Here is a 16,075-nt window from a genome sequence, read left to right as displayed (position 1 = left end):
TGCAATGATAACAGAAGAAGAAACGATATTTGACGATGACCTTAACGATGACTTCCTTCCCACTGCGTCTAACGAGGGGGGAGAGGGAGAGTTGTATGAGCACTTCCGTGTCATTGTTGATAAAGGTCAGGAGCCTGTTCGTATTGATAAGTTCCTCTTTGAACGAATGCAACACTCCAGTCGTAATCGTATCCAGAAGGCTGCCGATGCAGGCTATATCCATGTGAATAATGCGCCAGTGAAGAGTAATTATAAGGTACGTCCAGAGGACGTTATTACCTTGATGCTCGACCGCCCGAAGCATGACAATACGATAGAAGCTGAGGATATACCTTTAGATGTTGTCTATGAAGACGACATTCTGATGGTTGTCAATAAACCCGCGGGTCTTGTCGTACATCCCGGAGCAGGTAATTTTCATGGTACACTGATTAATGCTATTGCTTGGCATTTGAAAGATATGCCTTCCTTTGACCCTAATGACCCAGAGGTTGGATTGGTACATAGAATAGATAAGGATACGAGTGGGCTCTTGGTGATTGCGAAAACACCTGATGCTAAAACGGCATTGGGTAAGCAATTCTTCAATAAGACCACTCATCGCAGCTATAATGCTATCGTTTGGGGGAACATGACAGAAGATGAAGGGCGCATCGAAGGGAATATTGCACGTGATCCGAAAGACAGATTACGCATGACGGTATTCCCTCCAGACTCAGAGGTTGGTAAGCCTGCAGTTACACACTATCGTGTCATTGAACGTTTCGGTTATACAACACTCATCGAATGTATCCTTGAAACTGGACGTACTCATCAGATTCGTGCACATATGAAACATATTGGGCACCCTTTGTTTGGCGATGAGCGTTATGGTGGAACAGAGATTCTGCGTGGTCAGCGGTCAAGTACTTACAAGGCTTTTATCCGTAATTGTCTTGCACTCTGCAACCGTCAAGCACTTCATGCACGAACCTTAGGCTTTGTTCATCCCGTTACAGGTGAGCAGATGGACTTTACCAGTGAACTGCCTGCCGATCTTTCTGCACTGATTGAAAAGTGGAGAGGTTTTGTAAATGGACGAGCTGACGAGGTTGTCAGCTAACGAGTTGACGAGAGAATGAGTTGGCGAGGCACTTGATTATTGGTGCTAAGGTTTGTTGGAAAAGTAGTACATTCAAAAAAAATAAATAATATCCCGTATAAGCCTCCGAAGACATTTAAAAGATAGCTCTTAGTGAGGGAGATGAGGGAATAAAACATAAAAAAAGACACAATGAAAGATTCAAAGCGTACAATCGCTATCGTCTGTGGTGGCGATTCTTCAGAACATGATGTTTCTATGCGTTCAGGACAGGGATTATACTCTTTCTTTGACAAGGAGCGTTACAATATATATATAGTTGATGTAAAGGGTATCGATTGGAATGTAGAATTGCCTGATGGTAGTTTGGCACCAATTGATAAGAATGACTTCTCATTTGTCATGAACGGTGAGCGTGTAGAATTCGATTATGCTTATATTACAATCCATGGTCAGCCTGGTGAGAACGGTGTGATGCAAGGTTACTTTGATCTTATCCAACTACCATACTCAACAGGCGGCGTGTTGGTTGAGGCATTGACCTTTGATAAGTATGTTCTTAACAACTATCTGCGTGGCTTTGGTATAAAGGTTGCCGACAGTATTCTGCTTCGTCGTGGTGAAGAATATGATGAGGCTGAGATTGAGAAACGACTTGGCATGCCTTGCTTTGTGAAGCCAGCGTCTGATGGTAGTAGCTTTGGTGTATCAAAGGTGAAGAATATTGACCAGCTTGCACCAGCTCTTCGTGTCGCTTTTATGCAGAGCGATGAGGTTATGATTGAGGCTTTCATGGATGGTATGGAAATCTCTCAGGGTGTTTATAAGACAAAGGATAAGGCGGTTGTCTTCCCTGCTACTGAGGTTGTGACAAGCAATGAGTTCTTTGACTATAACGCTAAGTACAATGGTCAGGTAGAGGAGATTACACCTGCTCGTATGTCAGATGAGACCGCTAAGCGTGTTGCAGCTGAGACAAGTCGTATCTATGATATTCTGCATGCTAATGGTATCATTCGTATCGACTATATTATCTCAAAGGATAAGGATGGTAAGGATGTTATCAATATGCTTGAAATCAATACCACACCAGGTATGACCGTCACCAGCTTTATTCCACAGCAGGTACGTGCAGCAGGCTTAGATATTAAGAACGTTCTGAGTGATATTGTTGAGAATCAATTTAAGTAAACTGACAGAATAAGTCTTTCGGAAAAGTAAAAGAGGGTATCAGAATTGCCATTGTCTTTATGACAGGCTTCTGATACCCTCTCTTTTTATGTTTGTTCGCTGATTATTTGCGAGATTTTGTTATTATCTTCTGCGAGTAGTTGCTGGACGCTTACCAACTGGACGCTTGCCAACTGGCTTCTTACCAACATTCTTCTTTGCTGCTGGGCGATTACCAACTGTTCTCTTATTAGAAGACTGAGCGTTAGAGGTCTGGTTGGTTGTAACAGGTTCCTCATGTACAATTCTTTCAGGCATCTTATTCTCTGGACGAGCAAAACCATCCTTCTCAGCACGCTTACTCATAGTCTTGATACGCTTGTCGAGGTCAGGGTGTGATGAGAACATACGCTGCCACTTGCTATCTTTTTGGACACCAGCATCCTCTTCTAACTTCTTGAGACGCTCGAATGCAAGTGCCATAGCCCAAGGGTTCTTACCATTCTTCTTGAGGAACTCATAACCATAGCCATCAGCCTTGCTTTCCTGCTTCTGTGAGTAGGTGGCGTTGAGAAGTGACTCTCCAAGGCTACCGAGCTGTGACTCGCTTAGTGCAGCAGCAGCTCCATTGGTTGATGCGATTCCATCTTTCAAAGCAGAGGTTAGCAATGCGGTACGGAAACCTTTCTTAGAGTCCTTATGTGCAACGTGTCCAAGTTCATGTCCGATAACACCTAATAGCTCTTCATCAGTCATTGCATCCATCAAAGAAGAGAACACACGTACGCTACCATCTGGGCAAGCGAAAGCGTTTACGTCAGTAACATAATATACTTTAAAGTTCAAAGGAATACCTTCAACCGATGTCAGTCCCTGGGTGAGTCTGTTCAGACGCTTTGTGTAAGGACTTTTTGCATCACAAACATGGTTGTGCTCATCCATCCACGCAATATACTCTTTTACGTATTTTGCCATGTCGGCATCTGTTAATGTGGCTGCTTTAAGTACTTTTGTGGCACCTCCTGCAGCTTTGCCAATATTGAACTGAGCCTTCATTGGTAAGGTTCCTAAGAGGAGGAAGGCGCTCATACATACGCCGTAGATACTTTTTCTCATAAGAAATTGTTTTATTAATGATAACTTTCACTTGCAAATTTATATATAATTTTTTAAATATTCAAGACTATTTTCCCTTTTCTATTATTAGTAATTAGTATTTTAATGTCCCCTCTTACTATTAATAATAATGGTAAGAAGTAATCTGATATACCATCTTTTGTTGTTGTGTTGAGGCTTAGCACGAATGGTGTTGGCGCTTAGCACCAATGGTGCGAAGCACTCAATACTATGCTATAGGTACTTAGAAAGGGTGTTATTTGGGCTAAAAGCGATGTTAACTTCTATAAGGTAATACTATTCTCATAAATCTTACTCGGTAGAAATATTTATCAATGAAGGTAGAAATCTTTATCAATGAAAGTAGAAATATTCATCAATAAAAATAGAAAAGTTCATCAATAAAAAAGGACAACCCGATTGGATTGTCCTTGTATGTTTGAATCTTCCTTTATTAGTTTCGGTTGTTTCCGAGGAAACGGAGGAGATAAAGGAAGAGGTTGATAAAGTCAAGATAAAGACTCAATGAACCAAGAAGTGCAACCTTCTGTGCTCCCTCGCCGGCATCTGGTGCCATTCGCAAGTTTTGTTTAATCTTCTGTGCATCCCAAGCGGTAAGACCTGTGAAGACAAGAACACCGATGCCACTAACGATTAAGTCGAACATACTACTCTTTAAGAAGATGTTTACCAATCCAGCAATGATAAGACCAATCAGTGCCATAAAGAGTATACCGCCCATCTTGGTTAAATCCTTCTTTGTTGTAGAACCTATCAAAGCCATAGCTCCGAAAGTTCCTGCTGTAATAAAGAAGGTTTTAGCGATGGCTGCTGAAGAAAAGGCAGCGAAAATCCAACCTAATGTCAGTCCGTTGAGAGCAGCAAAGGCAATGAACCATATTGTTGCAGCAACGAGTGACAGTCTATCGATGCGTGAAGAAAGGTACCATACAATACCTACTTCAACCAAACCTGCCACAAGCAGTGGACCACGTCCCATATAGAGGAATTGGATGAGGGCAGGAGAATTGCCAGCACCATAGGCAATAACGCCAGTGATAGCAAGTGCCATAGCCATCCATACATATACCTTACGCATCAGTGATGGAAATACACGTGACATTTCTAAGTCGCGCTCTTGGCTACTTGTCACGTTTGTGAAATTGTCAAAATTCATATTCATAATCTTTCTCTGTTTGTTATCTGTTCTCTATTGCCACCTTATTTTTGGCTCTGTGGCATAATTGCTTTATATTTGTTTGTTATGCAAATGCTATGCCATTCAGTTGCAAATATAAAGGAAAAATTGGACACTGACAAATATAAGGTTTCTTTTTGATTAATTTTATAAGATTCGATTTATGATAAACCTCTGCCTGATTTTTATATGCTTTATGCATGATAATTGGTATATTAATACTTTATTTTGTATTTTATTGTATTTTTATTTGCATAAATAGAAATATTTGCATACTTTTGCAAGCGAATCAGAATATATATACAGCTATGAAGGTAAAAAACAGTAGACTTGAAGCATTGAAGATGTTAATTTCAAGTATGGAACTTAGTTCCCAGGAAGAAGTATTAAAGGTTTTAGAGAAAGAAGGATTCAAACTGACTCAAGCAACATTGAGTCGTGATCTCAAGCAGTTGAAAGTGGCAAAGGCTGCTTCTATGAACGGAAAGTATGTATATGTTCTGCCAAATGAGACAATGTATCGTCGTGTGACGACTCCTCGTAAAGCAACGGAGATGATGCAGCGAAGTGGGTATATCTCGGTAAATATCTCGGGGCAGTTGGCTATTGTTAAGACACGTCCAGGTTATGCCAGTGCGCTTGCATACGATATTGATAACTCTGATTCACCTTATATATTAGGTTCAATTGCGGGCGATGATACTATCTTCATTGCGCTTCGTGAGGGTACTTCACGTGGTCAAGTGTTAGAGGCATTGTCGTATGTAATTCCTGAGATTGGATAGAAATCGTGCGTACTTACATCAAGTATCGACTTTTGATATTAATATATAAGGTGTAAGTCTTTTAAAAACTCGTTTTATAAATTCTATAGAAGTGGATTTATGAAACGAGTTTTTTGTATGTTTTATTCCCAATGTTTCCTTTTCTTTGTAGGATAAGTTGTTTGTATTTATTGCCATCTAAATTTGATATTTATATGCACAACTCACCTATAGGTGTGTATAAATTTGTTTATTTAATATACAAATTACTGAAAAGTTATCACTTTCCGATGTGTATTTAATTTTATTTCTTACTTTTGCGAAGAATAAAGTTGTATATAGGATTATGGAAGAAGCGATAAAATTAATAGGCGAAAGATTAAAAGGCTTACGTGAGTCTTTGGATATCTCAGTAGAAGAAATGGCAGAAACCTGTGGTGTCACGGATGAGAAATATCTAAAAATGGAAGCAGGAGAGAGCGACTTGTCGGTTAGTAGACTATATAAGTTGTCTCAAAAGTATGGTATTGCGTTGGATGCTTTGATGTTTGGTGAGGAGCCACACATGTGTTCTTATTTCCTTACACGTAGGGGGAAGGGTATGAGCGTAGAGCGTAAGTATGCCTATAAATATCAGAGTTTAGCAAGTGGATTCAGTGGTCGTAGGGCGGATCCCTTCCTTGTGACGGTAGAGCCAAAGCCTGAAGATGCCCCTGTAAATATGGATATACACCCTGGACAAGAGTTTAATATGGTTTGGGAAGGGCGTATGGATCTGCGAATAGGCGATAAGAAATTTATTTTAGAACCAGGCGATTGTATTTATTTTGATGCTAATCAGCCCCATTGTATGCGCGCTTTGGACAATGTGCCAATGCGCTTCTTGGCTATTATATTTTAGGTTTAGTTTATTCATAACCTCTAAAGGAATAGTGACGATGGTATATCGTGTACTTTAGAGAGGGGTATAGTCTTTTAATATGTTTATTTTGTGTGATATAGGAAAACCTATAAAGCATAATGTTAATTCAAAAGAATAAAATGATAGAAAGATATTTAATACAAACACATTTTACTTCAGAGGAATATTTTCGTGACAACCTACATTTCGTAGTTCCTGAGACATTTAACTTTGCGTATGATGTCATGGATGAGTGGGCGAAGGTTGCACCAGATAAGTTAGCTTTGCTGTGGACCAGTGAACGTGGAGAGGAGTTGAGGGCAACGTATGCCGAGTTTAAAGAGCAAACCGACCAGGCAGCAGCTTACTTCCTTAGTCTTGGTATTCGACGTGGAGACAAGGTTATGCTGATATTGAAACGTCATTATCAATGGTGGATTTCGATGATGGCGCTGTGCAAGATAGGTGCTGTGGCAATTCCTGCAACCCATATGTTGACGGCAAGTGATATCGTTTATCGAAATCAGCGTGCGTCTGTAAAAGCTATAATATGTGTCAATGATGAATATGTGACTACGCAGGTTCGAGAGGCTATGTCCGAGAGTCCAACGGTAGAGGTACTTGTTGCGGTTAACTCATTGGCACAGAAGGGTTGTCCTGTAGCAGAGGGATTTCATGATTGGTTTGCTGAATGGGAGAAAGCGCCAGCCTTTGTGCGTCCAGAGGAAGTGAATGTAAATGAAGATACGATGTTGATGTATTTCACAAGTGGTACCAGCGGTGAACCGAAGATGGTGGCGCATGATTATCTCTATGCGTTAGGACATTTAGTAACAGGTGTTTTCTGGCATAACCTTGATGAGGATAGTATCCATCTAACTGTGGCTGACACGGGATGGGGAAAGGCTGTGTGGGGTAAACTTTACGGACAATGGTTTGCGGGTGCAACGGTCTTCGTGTATGATCATGAGAAATTTTCGGCAGAGAAAATTATGCGTATGATGGAGAAATATCGTATTACTTCGTTCTGCGCACCTCCAACTATCTACCGTTTTATGTTGCAAGAAGACTTCTCACAGTATGATCTTTCTGCGCTGAAGTATTGCACTACGGCTGGAGAAGCTCTTGAACCAGTTGTCTTCCAGAAGTTTTATGAGTTTGTGGGAGTCAAGATGATGGAAGGTTTTGGACAAACGGAAACGACAATGACTTTGGGTACTTTCCCTTGGGTTAAACCTAAGCCGGGCAGTATGGGTAAACCGAATCCGCAGTATGATGTTAAGTTATTGAAGTCGGACGGCTCTCCGTGTGAAGATGGTGAAAAGGGTGAAATCTGTATAGATACCAGTGCTGGGAAGGTGATAGGACTCTTTAAGGGATATTATCGTGATACTGAACTGACAGAGAAAGTTTGGAATGATAATCTTTATCATACTGGTGATTTGGCATGGCGTGATGAAGAAGGATATTATTGGTTTGTAGGTCGTGCTGATGATGTTATAAAGAGTTCGGGTTATCGTATTGGGCCGTTTGAGGTAGAGAGTGCACTGATGACTCATCCTGCAGTTGTTGAGTGTGCAGTAACGGGTGTGCCGGATGAGATACGTGGTATGATTGTAAAGGCAACTGTTGTCCTTGCCAATGATTGGAAGGGTAAGGCTGATGATGCATTTGTGAAGGAATTGCAAAATCATGTGAAGCGTGTGACAGCTCCCTACAAGTATCCACGTATCATAGAATTTGTTGATGCGTTACCGAAAACAATCTCTGGAAAGATTCGACGTGTGGAAATTCGTGAACGTGATAAGTAGTAGATAGATTTGTTGTCTTTTTAAGCATGTCTTTATATTATATAATGTGTAGTGCATAATTTGGGGCTTTAAAATGTGGTATAAAGAAGAAAAATGCAATTTTTTGAAAGTTTTTCTTCAAAACATTTGGTGGTAACGGAATTTCTGTATACCTTTGCACTCGCTTTACAAAACAAGCCACCTGGCAAGTTACTTAAAGCATTTAAGAAAGAGTTCTTTGAAAAGATTTACATAAACAGAGAAGTAGTACAAGAAGCGTCTGTTTGGTTTTATATCAAATGGATGGGTAAAAGAAACGAACCGATCAATTCGTTGTTCCTACTTTTGAGACATCGTTTCAAAACAATTAAGGAACAAAAGAAAAGGTGCTTTTTACTTGATACTTTTAGGATAAGCGTTCTGAAACAGAGATTACTCGGTGAGGTTTTTGAAGTAGTGTGGTATTCGTTATCACCCAACATTCATCACTTATCACCAAAACATATTTTACAATGGAGAGTTTGATCCTGGCTCAGGATGAACGCTAGCTACAGGCTTAACACATGCAAGTCGAGGGGAAACGGCATTGAGTGCTTGCACTCTTTGGACGTCGACCGGCGCACGGGTGAGTAACGCGTATCCAACCTTCCCATTACTGTGGGATAACCTGCCGAAAGGCAGACTAATACCGCATAGTCTTCGATGACGGCATCAGATTTGAAGTAAAGATTTATCGGTAATGGATGGGGATGCGTCTGATTAGCTTGTTGGCGGGGTAACGGCCCACCAAGGCAACGATCAGTAGGGGTTCTGAGAGGAAGGTCCCCCACATTGGAACTGAGACACGGTCCAAACTCCTACGGGAGGCAGCAGTGAGGAATATTGGTCAATGGACGTAAGTCTGAACCAGCCAAGTAGCGTGCAGGATGACGGCCCTATGGGTTGTAAACTGCTTTTGTATGGGGATAAAGTTAGGGACGTGTCCCTATTTGCAGGTACCATACGAATAAGGACCGGCTAATTCCGTGCCAGCAGCCGCGGTAATACGGAAGGTCCAGGCGTTATCCGGATTTATTGGGTTTAAAGGGAGCGTAGGCTGGATATTAAGTGTGTTGTGAAATGTAGACGCTCAACGTCTGACTTGCAGCGCATACTGGTTTCCTTGAGTACGCACAACGTTGGCGGAATTCGTCGTGTAGCGGTGAAATGCTTAGATATGACGAAGAACTCCGATTGCGAAGGCAGCTGACGGGAGCGCAACTGACGCTTAAGCTCGAAGGTGCGGGTATCAAACAGGATTAGATACCCTGGTAGTCCGCACAGTAAACGATGGATGCCCGCTGTTGGTACCTGGTATCAGCGGCTAAGCGAAAGCATTAAGCATCCCACCTGGGGAGTACGCCGGCAACGGTGAAACTCAAAGGAATTGACGGGGGCCCGCACAAGCGGAGGAACATGTGGTTTAATTCGATGATACGCGAGGAACCTTACCCGGGCTTGAATTGCAGAGGAAGGATTTAGAGATAATGACGCCCTTCGGGGTCTCTGTGAAGGTGCTGCATGGTTGTCGTCAGCTCGTGCCGTGAGGTGTCGGCTTAAGTGCCATAACGAGCGCAACCCCTCTCTTCAGTTGCCATCAGGTTATGCTGGGCACTCTGGAGACACTGCCACCGTAAGGTGTGAGGAAGGTGGGGATGACGTCAAATCAGCACGGCCCTTACGTCCGGGGCTACACACGTGTTACAATGGCCGGTACAGAGGGATGGTGTAATGCAAATTGCATCAAATCTTGAAAGCCGGTCCCAGTTCGGACTGGGGTCTGCAACCCGACCCCACGAAGCTGGATTCGCTAGTAATCGCGCATCAGCCATGGCGCGGTGAATACGTTCCCGGGCCTTGTACACACCGCCCGTCAAGCCATGAAAGCCGGGGGTGCCTGAAGTCCGTGACCGCAAGGATCGGCCTAGGGCAAAACTGGTGATTGGGGCTAAGTCGTAACAAGGTAGCCGTACCGGAAGGTGCGGCTGGAACACCTCCTTTCTGGAGAGTTCGCTTATTCGTTGATTTAGTTGATAAGTATTTAAGTATACAAGTCAACAAGTTAACGGTAATCAAGATAAATAAAAGAACCTTTGGTTCGTTTTTCTTCTTGTACTCACTGCACTCTGTATTATATAAATGTAGGAGTTTAGAGTTTAAGGCTCACATAAAGGTTCAAGCCCTTATCCTCCACCACGCTGTTCTATGCTTCTGAGGCATTGCCTCAGAACACACAGAACAACAGCACAAGATCTTTGACATATTGACACAAGCAAGACTGTAATGTAGAACTATTCTTTCTTTAAAAAGGAAGAATTAGTATTCTAATTATTGAAGAAACAACTTCAAATTCTTTAGAATCACACAACAGCTGAAAGTATGAGCTACATTCTCTGTAAGCAATTACATAGAAGGCGAAGAAAGTAAGAAAGGGCGCATGGCGGATGCCTTGGCTCACGGAGGCGATGAAGGACGTGATAAGCTGCGATAAGCCTTGGGTAGGTGCAAATAACCTTTGATTCAAGGATTTCCGAATGGGACAACCCAACAGGTTGAAGACCTGTTATCACTACAGACGTAGTGAGGCGAACGAAGGGAACTGAAACATCTTAGTACCTTTAGGAAGAGAAAATAAATAATGATTCCCCTAGTAGTGGCGAGCGAACGGGGAGGAGCCTAAACCTGCTTTGTGGCAACGCTTAGCAGGGGTTGTAGGACCACGCTGTCGTACTTAGATTGTGAGAAGAATGTTCTGGAAAGAACAATCATAGAGGGTGATAATCCCGTATTCGAAGCATGACGAGACGTAGTGGTATCCTGAGTAACGCGGAACACGTGAAATTCTGCGCGAATCCGCCGGGACCATCCGGTAAGGCTAAATACTCCCGTGAGACCGATAGTGAACGAGTACTGTGAAGGAAAGGTGAAAAGCACTCCGATGAGGAGAGTGAAATAGTTCCTGAAACCATGCGCCTACAAGCGGTCGGAGCCGCGTAAGCGGTGACGGCGTGCCTTTTGCATAATGAACCTACGAGTTACCATGTCTGGCAAGGATAAGCGTCATGAGACGCGCATCCGCAGTGAAAGCGAGCCTGAAAAGGGCGTCGAGTCAGATGGGGTAGACGCGAAACCAAGTGATCTACACTTGCCCAGGTTGAAGTCCGGGTAACACCGGATGGAGGACCGCACGGATAAGCGTTGAAAAGCTTCCCGATGAGGTGAGTGTAGGAGTGAAAGGCCAATCAAACTTGGAGATAGCTCGTACTCCCCGAAAGGCATTTAGGTGCCGCGTGCGACGATCTCCATAAGAGGTAGAGCGACCGATAGGTCAAGAGGGCTTCACCGCCTATCGAGACCTGACGAACTCCGAATGCTTATGGACTGCAGTCGTGCAGTAAGGGGGCGGGTGCTAAGGTCCGTCCCCGAGAGGAGAAGAATCCAGACCGCCGTCTAAGGTCCCGAAATTCTGTCTAAGTTAGTCTAACGAAGTCTGGTCCCCGTGACAGCTAGGATGTTGGCTTGGAAGCAGCCATTCATTCAAAGAGTGCGTAACAGCTCACTAGTCGAGGGTCCGGGCATGGATAATAATCGGGTATAAGTCAGATACCGAAGGCGCGGGATAGTAATGTATATTAAAAGTATCGGTAGGGGAGCATTCCATTGGCGTTGAATGGTGAGGGTAACCGATCCTGGAGTTTATGGAAAAGCAAATGTAGGTATAAGTAACGATAAAAAGGGTGAGATTCCCTTTCGCCGAAAGACCGAGGTTTCCCGGGCGATGCCAATCAGCCCGGGGTTAGTCGGGTCCTAAGTCTCAGCCGAACGGCGAAGGCGATGGCAGATGCGGTTAATATTCCGCAACTCGCATATACAGTGATGTGGAGACGGAGCAGTGACACTGCCGCGCCCTGACGGAATAGGGCGTTTAAGTGCGTAGGCTATGAGGGAGGCAGGCAAATCCACCTTCCGAGTTGAACCATGAAAGTACAGGTAATCCTTCGGGATAACTTGAGTGCAGGTAATCATACTTCCGAGAAAATCCGCTAAACTTAATGTATGTGCGACCCGTACCGCAAACGGACACACGTGGTCGGGTAGAATATACTAAGGCGTTGAGAGATTCATGGTTAAGGAACTAGGCAAATTGACCCCGTAACTTCGGGATAAGGGGTCCTCATAGCAATATGAGGCGCAGAGAATCGGTCCAGGCAACTGTTTAACAAAAACACAGGGCTGTGCAAACTCGAAAGATGAGGTATACAGCCTGACACCTGCCCGGTGCCGGAAGGTTAAGAGGAGATGTCACCAGCAATGGGAAGCATTGAATTGAAGCCCCGGTAAACGGCGGCCGTAACTATAACGGTCCTAAGGTAGCGAAATTCCTTGTCGGGTAAGTTCCGACCTGCACGAATGGTGTAATGATCTGGACGCTGTCTCAACCATGAGCTCAGTGAAATTGTAGTATCGGTGAAGATGCCGATTACCCGCGATGGGACGAAAAGACCCCGTGAACCTTTACTACAGCTTAGCATTGACCTTGGTCATCCGATGTGTAGGATAGGCCGGAGGCTTCGAAGCGGGTGCGCCAGCATTCGTGGAGCCATCCTTGAAATACGGCCCTTTGGCTGTCTGAGGTCTAACGCGCCTGAGGTGCGGACACTGCTTGGTGGGTAGTTTGACTGGGGTGGTCGCCTCCAAAAGCGTAACGGAGGCTTCCAAAGGTGCCCTCGGGCCGATTGGTAACCGGCCTTATAGAGTGCAATGGCATAAGGGCGCTTGACTGGGAGGCAGACATGCCGAGCAGGCAGGAAACTGGGGCATAGTGATCCGGCGGACGTGTATGGAAACTCCGTCGCTCAAAGGATAAAAGGTACTCCGGGGATAACAGGCTGATCCCCCCCAAGAGCTCATATCGACGGGGTGGTTTGGCACCTCGATGTCGGCTCGTCACATCCTGGGGCTGGAGAAGGTCCCAAGGGTTGGGCTGTTCGCCCATTAAAGTGGCACGCGAGCTGGGTTCAGAACGTCGTGAGACAGTTCGGTCTCTATCTATCGTGGGCGTTGGAGTTTTGCGTGGTGCTGACACTAGTACGAGAGGACCGTGTTGGACAGACCTCCGGTTTACCAGTTGTGCCGCCAGGTGCACCGCTGGGTATCTGAGTCTGGATTGGATAAGCGCTGAAAGCATCTAAGTGCGAAGCCAGCCGCAAGATGAGAACTCCTCATAAGGGTCGTCATAGACGATGACGTTGATAGGGTGTAGGTGTAAAGACGGTGACGTCAAAGCCGAGCACTACTAATTGCCCGAAACTTTCTTCGGGTCTCCCGCCTCCAAATTTTGGAGTGCGGGGACCAGTGACTCAGACTTTGAGCTGTGTATTCTTCTAACGTAAGAAGAAAAGTTCTATATGTTTTGCTTGTGGAAATACGTCACCTTATACGGCTGACAAGTCAGTAGACGAGTTGATAAGTTAACGAGTTAACAAGTTATTAGTTCTCGTGACATTATTTAATAACGGATTTACTGATAAGAAGACAGAAAGAAGACAGGAATAAAGACGAATATCTAGTCAACTTTTCTACTGTGAATTGGTCATCCGAAAGAAATATCAGGTGGTTATTGCGGCGGGGTCCCACCTCTTCCCATTCCGAACAGAGAAGTTAAGCCCGTTTGCGCCGATGGTACTGCAATGCAATGCGGGAGAGTAGGTGGCCGCCTTCTTTTACGAGAGCCTTGAAGAGAAATCTTCAAGGCTCTTTTTTGTTGTTGGGTGATGGGTGTTGGTTGTTGATGAAGTGTTGGTAGGACAGAAGCTGCAATATTATATTGGGCTAATTGGGCTGATAAGGCTAATAGCGCTCAAAGGCTAATAGTACTTTATTGGGCAAATAGGTTTTATTTGGCTAATAAAGTAATAAGGGGCTGATACTTTACAATATTTTTTTTTTCGTTTCGTTATATCTTTATATGCAGTGGACTGATAGAATTCGTCAGGTAAAGATATTTCTGGTGGTTGCAGCAATTCTTATTGCTGTGGCTTCCTTACTTGTTTCTCACTCTTTGACTCATGATTTGTCAGATCAGGAAAGGAGTAAAATGCAAGTATGGGCGGAAGCAATGAAATCGCTTAGTGCTGCGGATGAGAACACCGATCTTAGTCTTGTTTTGAAGGTGTTAGATGAGAATCACACTATACCTGTTGTTGTTTTGGATAATAACGGGGTTGTAACAGAATACCGTAATATTGTTATTAAAGCACGTAATACAAAGGATAGCGTTAATTACGTTACTTCTTTGGGTCAACAACTGAAAGCCTCAGGTCAGGTTATTCGTATCTCTTTGAGTAAGAATCATAATGATTATATAGATGTATGCTATGATGATTCATTGATGTTAAAGCGTATTGCGCTTTATCCCTATGTACAATTAGGTGTTGTTATGTTATTTGTTATTGTAGCTATTTTCGCCTTATTGACATCAAAGCGTGCAGAACAAAACAAAGTATGGGTTGGATTAAGTAAGGAAACGGCACACCAGTTAGGTACTCCTATCTCCTCGCTTATGGCATGGACAACAATTTTGAAGGAGACATATCCCGACGATGAACTTCTACCAGAAATGGATAAAGATGTGAAACGTTTACAGCTTATTGCTGATCGCTTCTCAAAGATTGGTTCCGTTCCAGAGCCAGTCCCATCCAGTCTTAATGATGTTCTCAATCATGTTGTCGATTATATGGACCGTCGTACATCAAAGAAGATAGAGATGAAGACGGAGTTGCCAGCTGATGATATAATCATTAATATGAATGCCTCACTCTTTGAGTGGGTAATTGAGAACCTCTGTAAGAATGCTGTTGATGCGATGGGAGGAAAGATAGGTAGTATTACACTTCGTTTAGAAGAGACAGACAAGCGCGCTATTGTAGAGGTGAGCGATACAGGAAAGGGCATTAAAAAGAAAGACATAAGAAACGTTTTTCGTCCAGGCTTTACTACTAAGGAACGAGGTTGGGGCTTAGGTTTGAGTCTTGCAAAGCGTATTGTTGAGGAATATCATCATGGTAAGATATATGTGAAAAGTTCGGAAGTAGGGAAGGGGACAACTTTTCGCATAGAACTTCGCAAAGCGTAAAGGTCAATTTGGTGGATTTCTTTTCATGAGAATAATTATTTTTCTTCATGAAAATAAATATTTCCGTTCATGAAGAAAATTATTTATTTACGTGAAAATAATTTAGCTTTTATAATCATATATTTCTGATTTTATTACTAATAGAGCATCAGATGAGTGAAGAAAACAACGTTGTTTATATGCTCAACACGTTTAGCAATGCCTTATTTTTTTAATGATAGTGCAATGTAAGACCCCATTTCATATTATGTAGAAGAAATAGAGCATAAATCCTCTAACAAAGGGTGTTCTCACTTTTTTTACTTATAATTTGCTTATAATCAGAAAAATATTCGTAACTTTGCAACCCAATTATGGACTTAGAAACCCTTAAAATAGATTTGAAGGGTCTGGAAGAAGGTGTAAATCACCTTGAGTTCGACCTGGATGACGCTTACTTTAAGGCAGTTGACGCTCCTGAAGTGAGTCAAGGACGTGTGCATATATCTCTTGATATTGTGCGCACAGGAGATGATTCCTTTACCCTTGATTTCCATGAGGCAGGTACGGTAATGGTACCGTGTGATATATGTCTCGACCCAGTAGAGCAGCCAATAGAGACAACACAACGTCTCGAAGTTAAGTTAGGAAAAGAAAACTCAGAAGAGGACGACCTTGTGACGGTGGCCGAGGACGAAGGAATACTCGATGTTGCATGGTACCTCTACGAATTCATAGCTCTCGCAATCCCTATCAAGCATGTGCATGCACCTGGAAAATGCAACCCTGCTATGGTACGAGCTCTTGAGGAGTATTCTGCCGCCCGAAGCGGTGAGGAAGATGAGCAGGCGATGGATCCGCGCTGGGAAGCTCTATTAAAATTGAAAAAATAAAATATTAAA

9 protein-coding genes and 3 rRNA genes are annotated in these 16,075 nt (G+C 43.4%); 10 read left to right on the top strand and 2 right to left on the bottom strand.

All coding sequences use genetic code 11. From position 1 onward, the window contains the following. Positions 1-4: 4 nt before the first annotated feature. Both FIU21_RS10620 and FIU21_RS10615 read left to right on the top strand, forming a co-directional pair. Entirely contained in the window at positions 5-1,102 is a 1,098-nt protein-coding gene (locus FIU21_RS10620; protein ID WP_004361657.1) for an RluA family pseudouridine synthase, read from the top strand. Between the two features lie 171 nt (positions 1,103-1,273). Then, a complete protein-coding gene (locus FIU21_RS10615; protein ID WP_004361659.1) occupies positions 1,274-2,272 on the top strand; it encodes a D-alanine--D-alanine ligase in 999 nt (332 codons plus the stop codon). 123 nt (positions 2,273-2,395) lie between these two features. On the opposite strand, the gene FIU21_RS10610 is transcribed toward FIU21_RS10615, so the two are convergent. Together FIU21_RS10610 and FIU21_RS10605 are read right to left on the bottom strand one after the other, a co-directional pair. After that, the gene (locus FIU21_RS10610) at positions 2,396-3,367 is read right to left on the bottom strand and encodes a M48 family metallopeptidase (protein WP_004361660.1); all 972 of its coding nucleotides are present in this window, start codon (positions 3,365-3,367) and stop codon (positions 2,396-2,398) included. A gap of 454 nt (positions 3,368-3,821) precedes the next feature. After that, the gene (locus FIU21_RS10605) at positions 3,822-4,550 is read right to left on the bottom strand and encodes a Bax inhibitor-1/YccA family protein (protein ID WP_081446006.1); all 729 of its coding nucleotides are present in this window, start codon (positions 4,548-4,550) and stop codon (positions 3,822-3,824) included. Between the two features lie 323 nt (positions 4,551-4,873). Here FIU21_RS10605 and FIU21_RS10600 point away from each other — a divergent pair, with 323 nt between their 5' ends. From FIU21_RS10600 to FIU21_RS10565, 8 genes are all read left to right on the top strand, one after another. After that, entirely contained in the window at positions 4,874-5,350 is a 477-nt protein-coding gene (locus FIU21_RS10600) for an arginine repressor (RefSeq protein ID WP_004361664.1), read from the top strand. Between the two features lie 325 nt (positions 5,351-5,675). Further along, positions 5,676-6,230, top strand: coding sequence for a helix-turn-helix domain-containing protein (locus tag FIU21_RS10595; protein WP_004361666.1), 555 nt, complete (start codon positions 5,676-5,678; stop codon positions 6,228-6,230). 140 nt (positions 6,231-6,370) lie between these two features. Then, complete coding sequence (locus FIU21_RS10590) at positions 6,371-8,041, top strand: AMP-binding protein (protein WP_004361667.1); 1,671 nt, start codon at positions 6,371-6,373, stop codon at positions 8,039-8,041. A gap of 488 nt (positions 8,042-8,529) precedes the next feature. After that, positions 8,530-10,060, top strand: a 16S ribosomal RNA gene (locus tag FIU21_RS10585). A gap of 416 nt (positions 10,061-10,476) precedes the next feature. Beyond that, positions 10,477-13,378 (top strand): 23S ribosomal RNA (locus tag FIU21_RS10580). 290 nt (positions 13,379-13,668) lie between these two features. Next, positions 13,669-13,781: ribosomal RNA gene (rrf, locus tag FIU21_RS10575) — 5S ribosomal RNA — on the top strand. Together the 16S, 23S and 5S rRNA genes form the textbook arrangement of a ribosomal RNA operon. Before the next feature lie 246 nt (positions 13,782-14,027). Further along, positions 14,028-15,194, top strand: a complete 1,167-nt coding sequence (locus tag FIU21_RS10570; RefSeq protein ID WP_004361556.1) for a sensor histidine kinase — start codon at positions 14,028-14,030, stop codon at positions 15,192-15,194. Between the two features lie 353 nt (positions 15,195-15,547). Then, positions 15,548-16,066 carry a YceD family protein gene (locus FIU21_RS10565; RefSeq protein ID WP_004361555.1) on the top strand — a complete coding sequence of 173 codons (519 nt, stop codon included), beginning with the start codon at positions 15,548-15,550 and terminating at the stop codon, positions 16,064-16,066. Positions 16,067-16,075: the final 9 nt, after the last annotated feature.

Origin of the sequence: Prevotella melaninogenica, assembly GCF_013267595.1 — a bacterium.
In the GTDB taxonomy this organism is placed as follows: domain Bacteria; phylum Bacteroidota; class Bacteroidia; order Bacteroidales; family Bacteroidaceae; genus Prevotella; species Prevotella melaninogenica_D.
Note: the sequence above shows the minus strand (reverse complement) of the source record. Positions and strands in the feature narration are given on the sequence as shown.